At 38.2% G+C, this 18,367-nt stretch carries 18 protein-coding genes and 1 pseudogene; 10 read left to right on the top strand and 9 right to left on the bottom strand.

Annotated features, from left to right (window positions below):
- The first annotated feature begins 22 nt into the window (after positions 1–22).
- A complete protein-coding gene (locus tag MKL51_RS03795) occupies positions 23–664 on the top strand; it encodes a fumarylacetoacetate hydrolase family protein (RefSeq protein ID WP_017481659.1) in 642 nt (213 codons plus the stop codon).
- Between the two features lie 103 nt (positions 665–767).
- On the opposite strand, the gene MKL51_RS03800 is transcribed toward MKL51_RS03795, so the two are convergent.
- Entirely contained in the window at positions 768–2,015 is a 1,248-nt protein-coding gene (locus MKL51_RS03800) for a YihY family inner membrane protein (protein WP_002119535.1), read from the bottom strand.
- A gap of 360 nt (positions 2,016–2,375) precedes the next feature.
- Here MKL51_RS03800 and wrbA point away from each other — a divergent pair, with 360 nt between their 5' ends.
- Positions 2,376–2,978 (top strand): NAD(P)H:quinone oxidoreductase, encoded by a 603-nt coding sequence (gene wrbA, locus MKL51_RS03805; RefSeq protein WP_005078299.1) that lies wholly within the window; start codon positions 2,376–2,378, stop codon positions 2,976–2,978.
- 51 nt (positions 2,979–3,029) lie between these two features.
- On the opposite strand, the gene MKL51_RS03810 is transcribed toward wrbA, so the two are convergent.
- The 3 genes from MKL51_RS03810 to MKL51_RS03820 form a co-directional block, all read right to left on the bottom strand.
- Positions 3,030–3,605, bottom strand: a complete 576-nt coding sequence (locus MKL51_RS03810) for a xanthine phosphoribosyltransferase (RefSeq protein WP_002119547.1) — start codon at positions 3,603–3,605, stop codon at positions 3,030–3,032.
- 72 nt (positions 3,606–3,677) lie between these two features.
- Complete coding sequence (locus MKL51_RS03815) at positions 3,678–4,391, bottom strand: DUF3108 domain-containing protein (RefSeq protein ID WP_017481658.1); 714 nt, start codon at positions 4,389–4,391, stop codon at positions 3,678–3,680.
- 158 nt (positions 4,392–4,549) lie between these two features.
- The gene (locus tag MKL51_RS03820; protein ID WP_014207723.1) at positions 4,550–5,221 is read right to left on the bottom strand and encodes a hypothetical protein; all 672 of its coding nucleotides are present in this window, start codon (positions 5,219–5,221) and stop codon (positions 4,550–4,552) included.
- 232 nt (positions 5,222–5,453) lie between these two features.
- Between MKL51_RS03820 and MKL51_RS03825 the strand changes: the two genes are divergently transcribed.
- On the top strand, positions 5,454–6,338 hold the full coding sequence (locus MKL51_RS03825) for an energy transducer TonB (protein WP_017481657.1): 885 nt from the start codon (positions 5,454–5,456) through the stop codon (positions 6,336–6,338).
- 51 nt (positions 6,339–6,389) lie between these two features.
- Here MKL51_RS03825 and ybeY read toward each other — a convergent pair whose 3' ends face one another.
- Genes ybeY through miaB form a run of 3 tightly spaced genes read right to left on the bottom strand, consistent with a single transcriptional unit; the run spans position 6,390 to position 9,453 of the window.
- Positions 6,390–6,866 (bottom strand): rRNA maturation RNase YbeY, encoded by a 477-nt coding sequence (gene ybeY / locus MKL51_RS03830; RefSeq protein WP_017481656.1) that lies wholly within the window; start codon positions 6,864–6,866, stop codon positions 6,390–6,392.
- A 9-nt stretch (positions 6,867–6,875) separates the two neighbouring features.
- Positions 6,876–7,964 (bottom strand): PhoH family protein, encoded by a 1,089-nt coding sequence (locus tag MKL51_RS03835; RefSeq protein WP_002119513.1) that lies wholly within the window; start codon positions 7,962–7,964, stop codon positions 6,876–6,878.
- A gap of 37 nt (positions 7,965–8,001) precedes the next feature.
- On the bottom strand, positions 8,002–9,453 hold the full coding sequence (gene miaB, locus MKL51_RS03840; protein ID WP_002119558.1) for a tRNA (N6-isopentenyl adenosine(37)-C2)-methylthiotransferase MiaB: 1,452 nt from the start codon (positions 9,451–9,453) through the stop codon (positions 8,002–8,004).
- A gap of 285 nt (positions 9,454–9,738) precedes the next feature.
- Here miaB and MKL51_RS03845 point away from each other — a divergent pair, with 285 nt between their 5' ends.
- The 4 genes from MKL51_RS03845 (at position 9,739) to MKL51_RS03860 (ending at position 14,017) form a co-directional block, all read left to right on the top strand.
- Positions 9,739–11,682: a lytic transglycosylase domain-containing protein gene (locus MKL51_RS03845; protein ID WP_017481655.1), complete on the top strand. Its 1,944-nt coding sequence runs from the start codon at positions 9,739–9,741 to the stop codon at positions 11,680–11,682.
- A gap of 57 nt (positions 11,683–11,739) precedes the next feature.
- The gene (locus MKL51_RS03850) at positions 11,740–12,402 is read left to right on the top strand and encodes a ribonuclease T2 family protein (protein WP_017481654.1); all 663 of its coding nucleotides are present in this window, start codon (positions 11,740–11,742) and stop codon (positions 12,400–12,402) included.
- A gap of 211 nt (positions 12,403–12,613) precedes the next feature.
- Complete coding sequence (locus tag MKL51_RS03855) at positions 12,614–13,600, top strand: malate dehydrogenase (RefSeq protein WP_002119517.1); 987 nt, start codon at positions 12,614–12,616, stop codon at positions 13,598–13,600.
- Positions 13,601–13,771: 171 nt separating this feature from the next.
- Complete coding sequence (locus MKL51_RS03860) at positions 13,772–14,017, top strand: DUF2789 family protein (RefSeq protein ID WP_002119522.1); 246 nt, start codon at positions 13,772–13,774, stop codon at positions 14,015–14,017.
- Positions 14,018–14,079: 62 nt separating this feature from the next.
- On the opposite strand, the gene MKL51_RS03865 is transcribed toward MKL51_RS03860, so the two are convergent.
- Both MKL51_RS03865 and MKL51_RS03870 read right to left on the bottom strand, forming a co-directional pair.
- Positions 14,080–14,607 carry a hypothetical protein gene (locus MKL51_RS03865; RefSeq protein WP_017481653.1) on the bottom strand — a complete coding sequence of 176 codons (528 nt, stop codon included), beginning with the start codon at positions 14,605–14,607 and terminating at the stop codon, positions 14,080–14,082.
- Positions 14,608–14,674: 67 nt separating this feature from the next.
- The gene (locus tag MKL51_RS03870; protein WP_017481652.1) at positions 14,675–15,280 is read right to left on the bottom strand and encodes a 2OG-Fe(II) oxygenase; all 606 of its coding nucleotides are present in this window, start codon (positions 15,278–15,280) and stop codon (positions 14,675–14,677) included.
- 117 nt (positions 15,281–15,397) lie between these two features.
- Between MKL51_RS03870 and MKL51_RS03875 the strand changes: the two genes are divergently transcribed.
- The 3 genes and pseudogenes from MKL51_RS03875 (at position 15,398) to MKL51_RS03885 (ending at position 18,234) form a co-directional block, all read left to right on the top strand.
- Positions 15,398–16,255 (top strand): 23S rRNA (adenine(2030)-N(6))-methyltransferase RlmJ, encoded by an 858-nt coding sequence (locus MKL51_RS03875; RefSeq protein WP_002119552.1) that lies wholly within the window; start codon positions 15,398–15,400, stop codon positions 16,253–16,255.
- A 41-nt stretch (positions 16,256–16,296) separates the two neighbouring features.
- Positions 16,297–17,130, top strand: coding sequence for a CDP-diacylglycerol--serine O-phosphatidyltransferase (gene pssA, locus MKL51_RS03880; protein ID WP_002119541.1), 834 nt, complete (start codon positions 16,297–16,299; stop codon positions 17,128–17,130).
- Positions 17,131–17,147: 17 nt separating this feature from the next.
- Positions 17,148–18,234, top strand: a pseudogene (locus MKL51_RS03885) (DUF6670 family protein).
- The last annotated feature ends 133 nt before the right edge of the window (positions 18,235–18,367 follow it).

Below are 18,367 nucleotides of genomic sequence, written 5' to 3' on the forward strand. Positions count from 1 at the left end.
CCGCAACAACAAAGGAAGCCTCATGAATACACGTCCTTCAAAAATCGTTTGCGTGGGCAGAAGTTACGCCGATCATGTCAAAGAATTAAATAATGCTATGCCTGACAGCCCTATATTATTTATTAAACCACCGAGTAGTTTGATTGGTTTAAATGACGGTATTTCTTGGAATCCAGCGTGGGGCAGTTGCCATTTTGAATGTGAGTTGGTGTTACGTATTGATCAACCTTTGAAAGGTGAAACAGATCCTGAAAAAGCTTTAAAAGCGATTGGAGCAGTAACTTTAGGTCTTGATTTAACAATGCGTGATTTACAGAATGATCTGAAAAGTAAAGGCCACCCATGGGAGCGAGCTAAAGCTTTTGATGGTGCTTGTGTTTTGGCAGATTGGGTTGATACAAAAGAAATTACAAATTGGCAAGAGACCAAATTCACTTTCCATATTAATGATGAATTGCGTCAAGATGGTAATACTGCACTGTTAATGTTTACTATTGGTGAACTTTTAACTGATATTAATCAGGTTTTTTCACTAGAGCCAGGTGATGTGATTATGACAGGTTCACCTGCTGGGGTTGGACCATTACATGCAGGTGATCAGTTGAAAATAACATTAAAAGGTGCAACGCAAGATTTTGCATGGCAAACTTTTGTAAAAGCATAACCCACTCCTAAAATTGCCAATTTTTAACCCTATTATTTTTTTAATAATAGGGTTTTTTATTGGGTAGGAAAGAGTGTCTATACTATTGAAGAGTTCTACTTTCTTATTTCTCTTCAAAAATTGTTGAGAGCGGAATAGAAAGTTTTGCTGCTAAATAATCATTAGATTCGACCAAGGCGGGTCCTATTTTTTCCATCCATTCATCGTCATCATGTACATTCAAAACATCTTCACGTAATGGTAAAGGGTATGGAAGAGCAGTGAAAAAGCTCCAGAAGTCAACTTGGGATAAATTGCGCGCAAGCACATATTCATCTTTATCGGTACGTTTAACCAAATTTTGCTCTTCAAGTAAAAGTACATAAGCTGGCCAGCGGCCAATTTCTCCGCGACCTAAAATTTCTAAAGCTTCTTTGTCACTTACACTTTCACCGAGTTTCTGTTTTTTATAAAACAGCTCAAGAATATCTAATAGCATTAAAACAGGATGACGTTTTTGCTCTTTACCCGAGTGAAAAGCAGTTAGAGCAAAACTTACTTCTACACCAAGTAAAATAATGTTCCATGACAGGAAGATCCATAGAAGAAAAATTGGCACTGCTGCAAATGCACCATAAATAATTTCATAACTAGTGAAATTTGACATCACAAAGCTAAAGAAATTTTTGAGTATTTCGAACAGTACCGCACTTAAACAAGCCGCTATTCCTGCTGCATAAACTGGGACTGTACGATTGGGAATGGTCCAATATAAAATGAAGAAACCCAAAATAGTGAGTACAAAAGAAATTAGCCAGAGTAGAAATGCGCCATCAAGTTGATAACCTGTGAAGTTATTGCTTAATAAGTTCATCGATGCAACTGTTGATGAAATAACAAATGCACTGCCTAAAATAATCGGACCTAAAGAGATGATTGTCCAATAGCGCATAAAGCCCATAATGCCACTACGAGTTTCTTTTACACGCCAAATACGGTTAAAGACGGTTTCAATTGAGGTCAGCATTAAGACAGTAGTAACGAATAAAAACAGCACACCAATAACGGTTAAGTTGCTAGATTTTTCTGTAAAAGCATTTAGCGCTTTATCAAATGCAATCGTACTTTTCGGTAAAAAATTACTATAAATTAAATGTTGCAGCTGTTGTCTTGCGGGTTCTAACGCTTTGATTGAAGAAATAATTACTAAAAAAACCGTTAACATCGGCACAACTGCGAATAGCGTTGTATAGGTGAGAGAGCCAGCTTGTTCACGGCACCGATCAGCTTCAAAACGCTTAAATACATATAAAACGAACTGAAACCAGGTTTTATTATAAAAAGGAAGTTTACTTAAAAAACGTTGTAACATGCGTCGTCTATCCCGATTTTTTTAATCATCATGTTGGGCGATTGATAGCTTATGAAAGTATGAGCTTAAGTACTCAAATCGTAGATTAAAGCAAAATAATAACTTATAGAATTAAAGTCGTTCTGTAAGTTTACTATGTGCTATAGAAAGAATTGTAGCCATAAACTTTTTTCAACAAAGTAGGCTTTCTGTTGTCTAAGCAAGGGTTTACCAAAAGTAGATAAACTTTTTACTCGATGAGTCCGAGAAATTTGCTCGCATTATCTTTTGTGCTACCTCATCAATCACCTCTAGAATTTCATAAAATTGGTTGCGCCAAAAAAATAAAAAATCCCGTATAGTGTCTTTTTAACAAAATTTATGAAACCGATGCAACCTTACATTCTTGTACTCTATTACAGCAAATATGGTTCTACTAAAGAAATGGCTCATTTAATTGCCAACGGTGTTGAGTCTGCGGGTATGTCAGTGAAAATTCGGACAGTACCAAATATTGCTCCAGCTGTCACAATAGCCGAGCCAAGTATTCCGGAAGAAGGTGATATCTATTGTACGTTAGATGATCTAGCGAATTGTTCAGGTTTAGCGTTAGGTTCTCCAACCCGTTTTGGCAATATGGCAAGTGAAATGAAATATTTTTGGGATCAAACAACCAGTCTTTGGCTCAATGGGGCATTACATAATAAACCCGCTTGTGTTTTCACTTCTTCTGGTTCAATGCATGGTGGGCAAGAAAGTACTTTACTCACTATGCTACCGCCGTTATTTCATCATGGCATGATGATTTTGGGATTACCTAATGCAATTCCAGCCTTATCTAATACTAAAACAGGGGGAACACCTTATGGCGCAAGCCATGTAAGTGGACCGCGTCATGACCAAAACTTAAGTCAGGATGAAAAGATTTTGTGTGAAGCTCAAGGCAAACGTTTAGGAGAGGTTGCCAAAAAGCTTTTAGTTTAGTTTTGAGCAAATAAAAAAGAGCGGATATCCGCTCTTTTTTAGGTGTACATCTTATTCTTTTACAAAAGTAACTTTGCCATCTGTAAGAGAGTGTACACGTGCTAATGATTCAACGCGGTAGCCTTTCTCAAGCAATAAATCACGACCTGGTTGGAATGATTTCTCAATCACAATACCCACACCTACAACTTCTGCATTTGCTTGGTGAATTAAATCAATCAGGCCTAATGCTGCTTGACCATTTGCCAAGAAGTCATCAATAACTAATGCTTTATCAGTTGAATGAAGATGTTTATTTGAAATCGCAATCGTGCTTTCAGTTTGTTTAGTAAAACTAAATACTTTAGAGCGATATAAGTCATCTTTTAAGGTCAATGACTGATATTTGCGAGCAAAAATTACAGGTACACCAAGTTCTAAACCTGCCATGATTGCAGGTGCAATACCTGATGCTTCAATGGTAATAATCTTGGTAATCCCTGCATCTTTAAAGCGAGCGGCAAATTCTTTACCAATCTGCTGCATTAATACAGGATCAATTTGGTGGTTTAAGAAAGCGTCGACTTTCAAGACTTGATCAGATAGAACGATACCTTCTGTTAAGATTTTCTGTTCTAGTGCGTGCACGGGAGAATCCTCTAGACGGATGCTTTTTAAAGCAAATGCGTATTTTAAAAAGCATCCAAAAAAATGCAAGCTTTAATTCGTCTTACCTGTATAACTTGTTAATAACAATCCATAAGAAGTTTTACCATCAATATGACTGACTTTAACTGGTAAATAATCTAATTTCGGAGCTAACCAAAAGATTGTACTGCGTTCAGGTTTGTTGTGTTGTAAAACCACTTTAATGGTATCGAATGTTCCATAAGAGGTTTTAATTTTCTCATTACCTTGTTTTACAAATCGACGATTTTCAACTTCTTTTGCATCTGCAAGTGGATAAGAGGACTTCAGTGAACCATTTTTTAAGTCTTCACGCAGTTGTAACTCTGCGTTTAACTCATCAAGAACGCCTGCATGCCAAGCAAATGAACGAGCTTTATCATCTTTCTTGGTAGAGATAGTTTTGCTATTTGGATTAAAGTTAATACTCATGGTGTTGTTATGAATCAAAATTTTGCTGGTACGGCTAAAACTTTGAGACCCAATTTTACCATTGGTGAAACTAAATTTACTTGTTTCACTTGCGGACGCAATTCCGCCTGCTTTTGCAGTGAATTTATAAGTCCAGTTATTACCTTGTTGGCTTAAGGCACGTGTAGCCGACCCCATGCCTTTATTATTGTAAGTAAACTGATAATTTGCCTGAAATGGGCTCATGGCAAGTGCATGGCTTGAGAAGCCTGCAAAAAGCAAAGTTGTTGAAATACCTGTTGCGATGCCAAACGATTTCAGAAATTTTGTTGCCATAAGTAAATATCCTTGTACAGACTAAAAAGTCAGTGCTGATGCATCTGTAACTTAAGCATATTATGCCTGTTGATCATGGAGAAAAAATCAGGATTTATGCTAAATGTGTAATCTATTTGTGTTTTTTGGCAGTTAATTCATCTTCATTTATAAACCGTTTACTCATCTTTTTGCTGAATTGGCGTTATTTCAGAATCTGTGAATTCTTCTTCAAAATCGTCGTCCTGATCACGAGAAAGTAAGGCTGCTAAATTCACATTTCCAAATACAACTAACTCAGCTTCACGCACTCGTGCGTAATTTATATGTACTTTGCCTAATGTTTCGATGATGCTGGCTTTTTTGCCAAACCAACGGTTGAGATCAAGAAAAATGAGTTCATCGCGTTCTTCTGCTACATTAAAACGTTCAAGAATCATCCCCAAAGGGTCTTTTTTCAAAATTTTATGGTAATAAAAAACTGCGGCTTTTACGGCGATCTTTTGCCAAAAGTTTTTATATTTCGCTTCAATAATTTGTGTATTGCTAATTTGTTCAAAAACTAAAAGTTGTTGTTCTTTATTAAATTCCATCTGGATCAGTTTTAAATCAACCGATAGTGTGGTTTCTAAACCTTTTACATGCATGGTTGCATATAATCTTAACCAGTCATGATAAAGATCTGCATGTAGGTCATCTAAAAACTCAACATTATTTGTCACGTAACGTTGCAAAGTAGCATTCAGAAAGGTTTGTGATAATGTAAAATCTCTTTCTTCCTCAATGAATGCTTCTGCTTTTTTATAGACTTTTTGAAGGCGTCTGACTAATGAGGAAAATAGCGTTTGCATAAAAGAACTTCCAGAAGATAATTTACTAAAGAGCCCACACAATCTTTATTATGATAAAAAACGGGTTTTGATATTGCAGTGTAGCAAATTTACTTGATACATTTTGACAAAATGAAAATGGATAAAACCCTATATTTGAAGTGAATCACACTTTTATCCATATTTGAATATCAGTTTGTATTTTATTCGGTATTAAACCGTGGGGAAAAGGCATTTATATGCTTTTAAGATTATGTTGAACAAAAGAAGTTTATCCATAGAGCCTTTTCATCATTGGTGGCAAGACCGAGTCTTTATTGCCGCAACAATATTGGCAATCTTACTGCATATTTTTGTATTGCTCATTCACTTTGCCATGCCTAGCCCCTTAGAGCAATCTACTAAAGAAATTGCAATTTCAATTCGGCCAAGCAATGAGCCAGTTCACCAAGCAGATTTTTTAGCGCAAGCAGATCAGCAAGGTGCGGGCGCATTTCGTGAAGCTCATCGGACTTCTAGTGATACTCCAAATCCGATGCTCAATGATGCTTCAACTGGAAATACTGAGTTAGAAAGTTTGCAAAAGATACAGCAACAAAGAGAGCTTAAATTTGAAGAAAAAGTTTTAATGACGGTTTTGAGTTGGCAGAAACAAGCGGATGCAAGCCAAAGAAAAAAAGAACTAGAACAACTACAAAGTCAATTTCAAGCAAAAGCTGCCATGGTTGCAAGCCTTGAAGCACAATATTTGCAACGCCAACAAGATTTCAGCCGTCAGCAAAAAATAAAGACAGTAGACGGAATTCAAGCGAAGAAAGAGGCTTCAGCTATTTATTTAGATAAATTTCGTGAAAAAGTAGAGCTTTACGGTAATCGCTATTACCCTGAAGAAGCCAAACAGCAACAGCTAAGAGGTGAAGTGCGTTTAATGGTTATTTTGAATGCTCAAGGCGGAATTCGTGCAATCCGACTGCTTGAAAGCTCAGGGCATTCAATACTAGATGAAGCAGCTAAGTCTTCAGTACGTCGCGGTGCACCATTTGGGCATTTTGATGCGAATATGAAAGATATTTCGGAGTTGCGTATTGTACGTACTTGGCGTTTTGACCCAGCTGAAGCTGAATTTGAGGTTCACTAATTAAAAAATGTGGATAACTTTTAGGATATCCACATTTTACTAATAATCACATTATTCCTGATAAGGGTTAGCAATATTGAGTTTTGCTAAAATTTCAATTTCTAAGCCTTCCATTTCTTCTGCATCTTCATCACTAGTTTCATGGTCATAGCCAAGCAAATGTAAAACACCATGTACTAATAGATGTGCAAAATGATTTTGGGCAGTTTTTTTCTGTTCTAATGCTTCTTGTAATACCACTGGAATACAAATAACTAAATCACCTAGAGGTAAGGCATCTAGCATTGGTAAAACTTCTTCTGGAATATCACTTGGGAAAGATAAAACATTAGTTGGTTTATCTTTTTCTCGGTATTGCAAATTGAGTTGCTGGCTTTCTTCCAGATCAACGCAAGCAACCCCAATTTCACAATCTTCTTTATAACCAACGTGGCGTAAAGTTGTCTCAATAATTTTTTTGAGTTGAGCTCGTTTGAGCTCTAACTCAGGTGATTGAAAGTCTTGTTGTAAACTTAAACTGATTTTCAAAATGAATCCTTAAGCATCCTGATGTTGCAAGTCTGCTGCTGTATCGTTTTCAGCAACTAATGCTTCTTGACGTGCTTTACGTTCAGCACGTGCTTCAGCATTAAGACGCTGTTGTTCACCATCCCAACCTTCATACGCTTCAACAATTTTTTGAACAAGTTGATGACGTACAACGTCACGGGAATGGAAACGGGTAATATGAATTTCTTTAATGTTCTCGAGTACACGTAGTGCATGTGCCAAACCAGATTGTTGGCCTCGAGGTAAATCTACTTGGGTAATATCACCTGTAATCACTGCACGAGAACCAAAACCTAAACGGGTCAAGAACATTTTCATTTGTTCAGGCGTTGTGTTTTGAGCTTCATCCAAAATTACAAATGAATGGTTAAGTGTGCGACCACGCATATATGCAAGAGGTGCAACTTCAATCACTTGACGCTCGATTAACTTGGCAACTTTTTCAAAGCCAAGCATTTCGTAAAGAGCATCGTAAAGAGGGCGTAGGTATGGGTCGATTTTCTGAGTTAAATCACCCGGTAAGAAACCTAGCTTTTCTCCAGCTTCTACAGCAGGACGTACAAGTAAAATCCGTTGGATTTCATTACGTTCGAGCATATCTACTGCTGCGGCAACTGCTAAATAGGTTTTACCTGTACCCGCAGGGCCAACACCAAAAGAAATATCGCTTTGCAAAATACGTTGTACGTAGCGTTTTTGATTGGCACCACGTGGGTTAATACGGCCTTTTCGAGTTTGGAAATAGACATCCATTGGTGCATCATGTTCATCCATTTCTTCTCCAACTAACTCGAAATTACGTTCGGTTTGAGAAGATTGAATTAACAGATGCAACAGATCTGCACTGATTTGCTGGGATACCTCAGACTCTTCGTAGAGTCGTTGCAATAATGCTTCGGCTCTCCCAACAGCATCTATCTCACCATCGATATGAAAAACATCTCCACGATGAGTAATTTTGACATCTAAACGCTGTTCAATTTGCTTAAGGTGCCCATTATAGGCACCCAAGATGCTCTTTAAACGTTCCATTGAAATTTCAGGAAATGTTACGGTACGTCGAATCGCTGCAGTCAAGAGAAAACCTTTCAGTAGACTTTAGAATACCTCTACATTACGCCACGTCAGGCTCAAGATTCAAGAGCTCACCGTAAACTAAATTTAAAGTTTTAATTTCAGTAATCTCGATCTCTGCAAAACGACCTACCCAAGAAGCATCACCTACAAAAGTGACTAGACGTGTATTATCGGCTGTACCTAGTAAAATATTAGGGTCTTGGTCCGAAACTTTTTCAATAAGAACACGTTCAATTTTGCCAAGCATTGCATCAGTTTTTTCAATGCTAGACTGTTTAATCACTTTCTGAACTTGGGCTAAACGCTCTTTCTTAACGTGCTCAGGCGTAGTATCAGGCAAGTCTGATGCAGGTGTTCCTGGACGTTTTGAATAAACAAAGCTATATGAATGATCAAAATCTAAGTCTTTGATAAATTGAAGTGTTTCGGCGAAGTTTTCATCAGTTTCACCAGGGAAACCAATAATAAAGTCACTCGATAAATGCATATCTGGACGTATTTTTCTTAACTTGGCAATCTTGTCGATATAAACATCAATCGTATGATTTCGCTTCATTGCCTGTAAAACATCATTTGATCCACTTTGAACAGGTAAGTGTAAATGCGACACCATTTGAGGTAAATCTTCATAACACTGAATTAGCTCGTCAGAGAACTCAAGTGGGTGCGATGTTGTATAACGTAAACGTCCAATACCTGGAATTTCTGCAACGAGTCGTAACAATTCAGGGAAGGTACAGATGCCACCTTCAAAGGTTTCTCCGCGATATCCATTTACATTCTGACCCAGAAGTGAAATTTCACGGACACCTTTTTCCGCAAGACCTGCAATTTCTGCAAGTACATCATCTAATGGACGAGAAACTTCTTCACCTCGTGTGTAAGGAACTACACAGAAAGAACAGTATTTAGAGCAGCCTTCCATAATAGAAACGAATGCTTTAAAGCCTTCTACACGTGGTTCGGGCAAGAAGTCGAATTTTTCAATATCTGGGAAAGAAATATCAACCAGTTTGATTTTATCTTTTTTAGGTTTTTCTACTTGAGCATTATGTTGATCAAGCATTTGCGGTAAACGGTGTAATGTTTGTGGACCAAAAATCATGTCTACATAAGGCGCACGTTTTTGAATGTTGTCACCTTCTTGAGACGCAACACATCCACCGACACCAATCACAAGATCAGGATTTTTGTCTTTGAGTTTGCGCCAGCGACCTAATTCACTAAATACTTTTTCCTGCGCTTTTTCGCGAATAGAACACGTATTCATGAGCAGAATGTCTGCTTCATTAGGGTTGGTCGTTAAAACGTAGCCGTGAGAATCCCCTAAAAGATCTGCCATACGGTGACTGTCATACTCATTCATCTGACACCCTTGAGTTTCAATATAAAGTTTTTTTATTGAAACATCAGTGGTGTGCGTTGGCTGGGTAACAGTGTTTTCTGAGGCAGCTTTGGCACCATTGGGAATGAAGGTTTGAACCGTCATGCAGGCTCCTAACAGATCGATCTAAAAAAGAATAAATTGGCCCAAAATGGGTCAAACCATCTATTATAGCAGTATTTGAGCTGAACCGATAACAGTAAACTTTCAGAACATGACAGTTTTTGTGAAGTAAATTAGGTGAATTTTAATGATGTTGAATCATAGAGTTACATAACACAACAAAAGAAAGCACGAAGAATAATTAAACTATGCGTTGAAGGTGAATAGTCAGGGTTTAGCATATATATGAGACCAAGTAGAAAGAGCTCATCAATCCATAGTCGTGTAATGAAAGATAAATATATGCATCGTAGCTGGTTAGGAGCTATGTGTTTACTTGGTTGTTCATTTACCTATGCTGCCGAAGAGCAGTTTAATGATGCACTAAATGCTGCAAATAGTGGTAATACCGTGTTATTAGACCAATATCAGCTTGCTATGCAAAATGATGTGTTGGGATACTATCCAGAATATTGGAAACTTAATACAAACCTTGGCTTTCAACCTACTGCCTCTATCGTAAGCTTTGCTCAACGCTATCCACAATCAGCAATGGCTGAAAAATTAGCAGCCGATTATGTTGAAGAAAAAGTTAAACAAGCTGACTTTGCATCTGCACAACCCGTCTTATCTTATGTCACCAACCCTGACCAAGCCGAAAATTGTGCTTTGGCACAGGTGCGGGCGAAAAGCGGTGATGCATTAGTTTTTGCTGAATATAAAGATGTTTGGTTAGCAACTGAGTCACAACCAGAATCTTGCTTAGGTTTAGGGCGCATGATGTTATCTAGCCCTTTAATGAGCGCACAAGATAAACAACAACGTCTGTGGGTGCAGTTGCGTTCAGGTTTGTCTGGGCAGGCGCTTGCTACAGCACAGACTCTGGGTTTGAATTTGTCTTTGGCTCAGCTTAACCAAATTCAGGCCAACCCACTCAATTATTTATGGAGTGCGCCTAAAACAAATGATGCAGATTATGCTTATTTAATTTTCGCGTTAGGGCGTTTAGCTAATAATGACTTAAGTAATGCTTTTTCAAATGTGCAGCGTGTTGCCCAAGGTACGCCACAAAATGTTCAAAAATATTTATATCGTACGGTAGCCTATATTGGTGGCACCACGGTAATGAAAAATAATTTTAATCGTGAAGTTCTTCAATATTTTGATGCAAGTTATGGTTATCCATTAAGTCCAGAAGAAGCCGAAATTTATGCGCGTCAGGCGATTCGTTTTGGGGCGTGGGAAAGTTTAATTCGCGCTATTGATAGTATGACGGTAACCCAAAAGCAAGAAGATCGCTGGCAATATTGGCTTGCTCGTGCGTCAGAGCAGCGTGGTGATAGTGCTTCTAAAGCAACAGCACAACAAATTTATAGAAAACTAGCTCAGGCTGGTGATGACTATCATAACCTTTTAGCAAAAGATCGCTTAGGTGAACGTTATAACCATCAACCTTATGATGATCAGCCGACAGCAAGTGATTTAAGACGTTTAGATCAGAATATTCACTTTAATCGTGCTTTTACTTTAAGACGTATTAATGCAAATCCAACTTATACGAATCGAGAGTGGAATTGGGCAGTTCGTCAAGCGTATCTTCAGCACGATGATGGTTTACTTTTAGCTGCGGCAAAGCGTGCTCATGACATGGGCTGGTATGATCGTGCAATTTATGCAGCAGATCGTACAACAAATAAGCATAATGATACTTATCGCTATGTGACTCCTCATAAGACTAATGTCGTAAGCCATAGTTACAATGCAGGAATTGACCCCGCATGGGCTTATGGTTTAATGCGTCAAGAAAGTCGGTTTGTTACTTCTGCGCGTTCTCACGTTGGGGCGGGCGGTCTTATGCAAATTATGCCTGATACAGCGAAGTTGATTGCACGTCAAATGGGTGAAACTTATAATCCGGCTGCATTAAATGAAATGAATACCAATATTCGATATGGAACATTTTATTTGTCGATGATTCAGGGACAATTAAGCAATAACCCTGTTTTGGCGACAGCAGGTTATAATGCGGGGCCTAATCGGGCTAGACGTTGGCAGCCGGACTATCAATCAATTTCGGCTGACCAATATACTGAGACAATTCCATTGTTAGAAACCAGAGACTATGTCAAGCACGTTATGACGAATGCAACACATTACGGCGTAATATTGGGTCAAGGGGCCCAGTCGTTATCGCAGCGTATGAAAGTCATTCCAATGCGTACGTCGCCTTAACTTTAAGGTGGTTGATGATGGATCTTCTTTTAATTGGCATATTCAAGTTTTAATTAAATGAAATATAGATATTTGGAACTTCGTTCAATTTTGCAACTTGCATGGTGGCTCATCTGTGCGGGAGTAGGATTGATGAGTTCCGTTTTATATGCCGAACCTGTTAATTTACAGGGGTATGTTATGCATGTGCAAATGACACCTGCCGCATGTGCATTAGATCCCTCTAAACAAAAACAACGTAAATGTCTTGAAGGATATTCACTGACAATTACAGGCCTTATGCCGGAAACAAACCAAGGTAACTGCTCAACAGACAGTTCTGCAACCTTATCTCCATTGCAAGCCAAAGTCGTAGCTCGGGTTATGCCTGATAATAATGCTCGTGTACAGCTATGGAAAAGTGTAGGTGGATGCGTTCCTATGAATGCAAGCCAATATTTCCGTACGGTTATTAATTTCGCTGAACGTTTAAAAATTCCGGCCAGTCTCACAAGTTCAACAAATGTTGAAATGCAGCAATCTGCGTTAAGACAGCAGTTTGTACGTCTTAATCCGAGCTTACCTCAAAATGGTATCCGTTTTAGTTGTCAATTATCACGTTCGGATGTGGTCTTAACGGAAGTGAAAGTTTGTTACACGGTAAAGGGCCAATATAAACAGTGTGCAAATCATGTGGTATCGAATTGCCCTGGTGAAATCATGATTAAAGGTAGTTATTAAAGATTACAGACATTTCGTAAGGAAATGCTCACCATACATTGAATCTATTTGTAAAGATTAATTTGTATTTTCTATCAGACTTTTGGTGAAAACGAGTGGCTTTTACATGCATCTGCCAAATCTTTAGAGTACAATCTTTGCCGTTTATGATGATTTGGTTAGATGGAATTCCTATTTAGCCCGATTAAGGACACTCATTGGAGACAATTACATGAAGCAACCCGTTCGTGTTGCCGTGACTGGCGCTGCAGGTCAAATTGGTTACAGCTTATTATTCCGTATCGCAAGCGGTGAAATGTTAGGTAAAGATCAACCTGTTATTTTACAATTGCTTGAAGTTCCAGTTGAAAAAGCACAACAAGCGCTTAAAGGCGTAATGATGGAACTTGATGACTGTGCTTTCCCTTTATTGGCTGGCATGATCGGGACTGATGATCCGAAAGTTGCATTTAAAGATGCTGACTACGCATTATTGGTAGGTTCTCGTCCACGTGGTCCTGGTATGGAACGTGCTGACTTGTTAAAAGTTAACGGTGAAATTTTCATCGGCCAAGGTCAAGCATTAAACGAAGTTGCTAGCCGTAACGTTAAAGTATTAGTTGTAGGTAACCCTGCAAACACTAACGCTTACATCGCAATGAAATCTGCTCCAGATCTTCCAGCGAAAAACTTCACAGCGATGTTGCGTCTTGACCACAACCGTGCGTTGACTCAAGTTGCTCAAAAAGCTGGTGTTGCAGTTGCTGATATCGAAAACTTAACAGTTTGGGGCAACCACTCTCCAACAATGTATGCTGATTACCGTTTTGCAACTGCAAATGGCGAAAGCTTAAAAGACAAAATCAACGATCCAGCTTGGAACAAAGACGTATTCCTTCCAACTGTTGGTAAACGTGGTGCTGCGATCATCGAAGCGCGTGGTTTGTCTTCTGCTGCTTCTGCTGCTAACGCTGCAATTGACCATATGCGTGACTGGGCGCTTGGTACAAACGGCAAATGGGTAACTATGGGTATTCCATCTGATGGTTCTTATGGTATTCCTGAAGGCGTTATGTTCGGTTTCCCTGTTACAACTGAAAACGGTGAATACAAAATCGTTCAAGGTTTAGAAATCGATGAATTCAGCCGTGAGCGTATCAACTTCACTCTAAACGAGCTTGAAGAAGAACGTGCAGCAATTGCTGACATGGTAAAATAATTCATCAGCTTGATGAGTTAAAAAGCACTCTTTTAGAGTGCTTTTTTATTAAATACTGAAAAAGCAAACACAAAAAGCAACAAGAAAATATAGACACTATCATGCAAGTAAAAACGTTTTATTGTTAGATTAGTTAATAGATGATTTAAAAGAAGTTATAGGAGAATAACAATGTTTGAACAGCAACCGACTTTAGAGCTTTTATTTGATCAGTTGGGTTTAGATTCTGATGAAGCAAGTATTGAAAACTTTATCAAAACACATCAATTGCCAGCCGAGCAAAAATTACATGAAGCATCTTTTTGGTCAAAAGGTCAAAGCGATTTTTTGAAGAGTCATTGGGAAAAAGATGATGAGTGGATTGTGGTTATTGATGAGCTTAATGAACAACTGCATGAAGACAGTGTGAAAAAATAAGTTCAAAAAATAAAGCCTGTTTTACAAGTAATATGTAAAACAGGCTTTATTACATTAAAAGTTTAATGTGTTTTTACTTTTAATTTATCTTTATACCATGGCTCATGACGTACAAGGTCAAATACGGGTTGGCCATGAAGCAATTCAAGATCACATGTAGACGTTGATAAATATTTAGTTAACCAATGTCGTGTTAATGCTGACTCTTGTCGTGCTGCTGACGCATATGCCAGAAAGAAATAGATATCTGCATGTTCATGATGTGCTAATGGCTTCAAAATTTGTTGAGTAATCAGCGCAAAACGTTTTTCTTTATTGAGTTCAAAATAAAGCATATAGGCTTTGGCTAAGTGTAGAGACAAATTAAGGTATAAGCTCAATGGCATTTCTTCATATTCCATACGAGCTTGTTCAAGCAAGACAATAGCTTCTTGTAAGAAATGAAGTTGTTCTTGGCGAACACGACTTAATACTACAAGTTGCATGCGTAACTCAGCACGCTCTAAAGCAAGCTCAGGCGTATTTTTAGTCAAATAAAGTTGGTCTGTTTCACCAATTCGGTTCACAATTGTTTTACTTTCAATAGACATACGCCATCACCTTTTTTAATCAATAGCTCTTATATCGGGTTCATTTATCAAATTTAAAGAGTAACCTTTAAACCCAAATAGAATTTCCACTACGAAGCCAAGCTGTAATAGAGAGTCTTTGTTGTTTTGAAATTAATACTTCATGTAGTAAATCGCTTTGGAATATAACTAGCCGATTGGGTTTGGGATTAACAATATGCCATTTCTCATTTTTATCTTGTAGTCGCAATTGTCCCCCCCAATCTTCTTGCCATTCTGGATGTAGATAATAGACAGTTGAGATAATACGATCATTTTTTTGTTGAGGATTGTCTCGGTGTAAAGCATAAAATTCACCCAAATTATAACGAGCAAAATGAGCTTCAACCTCTTTAATCCCTAAATAGAATGCTTGATTTAGACTTTGTGAAAATAAAGTTAAGGTTTCAATATGTTGCTGAGCAATAGGGAGCCGGTCATTAATCCAGAGAATATGGTCGCTACGAATATTGCTTACAACGCCGTTTTGAATGCCTGCTTCTCTAAATTCATCCATATGATGGCTACATTCTTGAGAAACCTGTGCGCGATATTGATCTGGATATGCTTGATTTATAATGGCAAAGCCATGCGCATTTAAATCATCTAAAATTTGATCCAAATTCCATGAATCAGGAAGTGAGTGAGAACGCATATAACCTCGAGTAGATCGTAAAAATATCAAGCAGCTCTATTTTAGATGATCACAACCTTACGAAAGAATATTTTTTTCATGTTAAACTATTTGTTGAATTGAGGAATTAAAGTCAACATGAATTACCGTCACCATTTCCATGCGGGCAACTTTGCAGATGTTATGAAGCATGTGCTTTTGCTACAGCTTCTCAACCGTTTAAATGCTAAAGATAAACCTTATCGTTATATCGATACGCATGGAGGGGCCGGCAAATATGATTTATCTCTGGCACCTGCACAAAAGTCTGGAGAATTTCTCACAGGCATTCATCGTCTAGTTCAACTATCTGAAATGGAAAAGCGTCAGGCACCTGAAGCAATCCAACAATATTTGAAGTTAGTCGAACAATTGCGTTCTGAAGAAGGTAAGGGAAGCTATCCAGGTTCTCCTTGGTTCGCTCTGCAAGGCATGCGTGAAATCGACAAGGCGACTATATTTGAAATGCAGCGCGATGTATTTCAGCAATTACGTCATAACATTCGTGATAAACGTGCAGGTTTACATGAGCGTGATGCATATGAGGGCTTGCTCGGCGTAATTCCGCCAAAAGAAAAGCGCGGTCTGGTTATGATCGACCCTCCTTACGAATTAGAACGTAAAGACTTTCCGCAATTAGTTGAACTTTTACAACAAGCTTATAAAAAATGGCCAACAGGCGTTTTTGCAGTTTGGTATCCAATCAAAGACCGAGCGATGATTGAACGTTTTGAAAAGAAAATGTTTAAAACGGGCATCCGCCGTCAGTTAGTTTGTGAAATTTGTGTATGGCCAGATGACACCCCTGTAGGTCTAAATGGTTGTGGTCTATTAGTGATTAACCCACCTTGGCAGTTCTCTGAGCAAGCAGACCAAGCACTACAATGGTTATTCCCGCATCTTCGCATGCAAGAAACTGGTGGTCATGCTGCTGTTCGCTGGTTGGTAGGTGAGTAACAGTTAACTTAAATCAATGCACATGTTTGGAATAGAAAATAATGACAAATGCGCCTAAACCAGAGCAAGATTTAACTCATAATGAACATTCATTTGATGGGATTACATTTGAAGTGGTTGAAGAAGAAGATAATCCGGAAGGACAAAAAGTGAAGCGCCGAGGTATTTATCTTTGGCCTAACTTAATTACAACCGCTGCTCTGTTGTCCGGTTTCTATTCCATCATTGCGAGTATGAATGGGGATTTTAACCAAGCGATCTATGCCATTTTTATTGCAGCGCTATTGGATGGCTTAGATGGTCGAGTTGCTCGAGCAATTGGCGCACAAAGTGCTTTTGGCGAGCAATATGATTCTCTCTCAGACTTGTTAGCTTTTGGTGTGGCTCCAGCAATGCTGATGTATAGCTGGAGTTTGCATGATTTAGGTCGTATTGGTTTGGCTTGTTGTTTTGTTTATACAGCCTGCGCAGCCTTCCGACTAGCGCGTTTTAATGTGCAAATTGGCGTTGTTGATAAGCGTTATTTTATCGGCATTGCAAGTCCACTCGCTGCTATTATTATTATTTCACTCGTCTGGGTTGCTCGCGATTATCCTTTCATTTTTGATTTACGTGATATTGCGATTCAAACTATTAATGCTGTTCTTATGGTAATTGTGGGATTACTCATGATTTCCAATATTAAATATTATTCTTTCAAGCAGATGGATCGTAAACGCGTTCCTTTTGTAGTTATGTTGCCAGTAGTACTGATTTTTGCGGCAATCACTTATAATATTCCAATGGGCATTTTGACAGTTTCAATTATCTATGCTCTATCTGGTTTTGTTACGACTTTATTTGCACGCAAGAGTAATGAAACACTAAAAACATAAAATAGAAGAGGTTCAGTATGCCTAAGTTGATAAATGAAATTAATCAATTACAGCAGCTGGGCCCTAATGCTAAAGAGGGGGTTGTTTATCAACCTTCTCGTGGCTTTTTTAAAATTGTTTATCAAGGCTTGATCCTTCCAAATTTACCTACCCCACTTCGTTATTTTAATTACATTAGTTTAGTGGGACAGCCACGTATTCCTCTGTGTTATAACGCCCACAGCATTACAACTTCAGCTATCGACACTGCAACAGTGCTTGTAAGTAATAGCCAACATAGTGTGGGACATTTAAAAACATATTCTATTCGACGCCAATGCCAGTTTGATTCGGCGCTATATCAATTTGATAAAACCGACCTGATTCAATGGCAAATTCCTATGATTCGCCTTCAGCGATTAGACCCAGAAATGGGGTGTGATCTTAAAATTCAGATTCCAGAAAATATATCTAATGCCTCTGCTTTGCAGTGGGGTGTTTCTGACTATTGGTCAACATTATGTATATGTGAAGGTGAAATTTTTTATAAAGGACAGAAATATCAAATTGAAGGGTTGGGGCGATTTAAACACGCGCGAGCTTTGCATTTGCCGTTCTTGTCTTTATGTTTCTATACATGCCAAATTATAAACTTAAATGAAACGACGCAGCTTACATTCTTACAAATAAGAAATCAGTGGAATATCATCTTATGTTCAAGATTAGATATTCAAGAATTTGGGAAGCCTGTTGAAAGTTTTACAGAAGACGTAAATTTACATATCCACCGAGTTTATCCAAAGGTTAAAACACCGAATGGTAAAGAGATGTACTTGCCTAGGGAGTTTTCTTGGCAATGTGAGAAAAATGGAAAAATAATTTTTGAACTTTATGCACAAAGTCGTGGTGATTATAAGTTTGGGTTGGCGGCTGGATATGTGGGAAGCTTTCAATATCAATTAAGCTGGAATGAACAGTGTCTGCAAGGAGAGGGTGGATACTGTGAATATATTGATTGTCGTCCACTTAGATGGCAAGAAAAGAATCAGGACGAGAAAATTTTAGATAAATTGATGCTTTTACAACCATGTTTATATAAAAAATGACTATTTTTATCATTTTTGATTAAAAAGCGAACTGTTGTTGTACTAATATTAAAAAAGGGGTTGCAAAGGGGATGAGATGGTCTATAATGCACATCCATCGGCGGTGATGCAGATAGAAACTTGTTGAAAAACAGTTACTTGTGATTAGATTG

The organism is Acinetobacter sp. AOR18_HL, assembly GCF_027855145.1.
In the GTDB taxonomy this organism is placed as follows: Bacteria; Pseudomonadota; Gammaproteobacteria; order Pseudomonadales; family Moraxellaceae; genus Acinetobacter; species Acinetobacter pittii.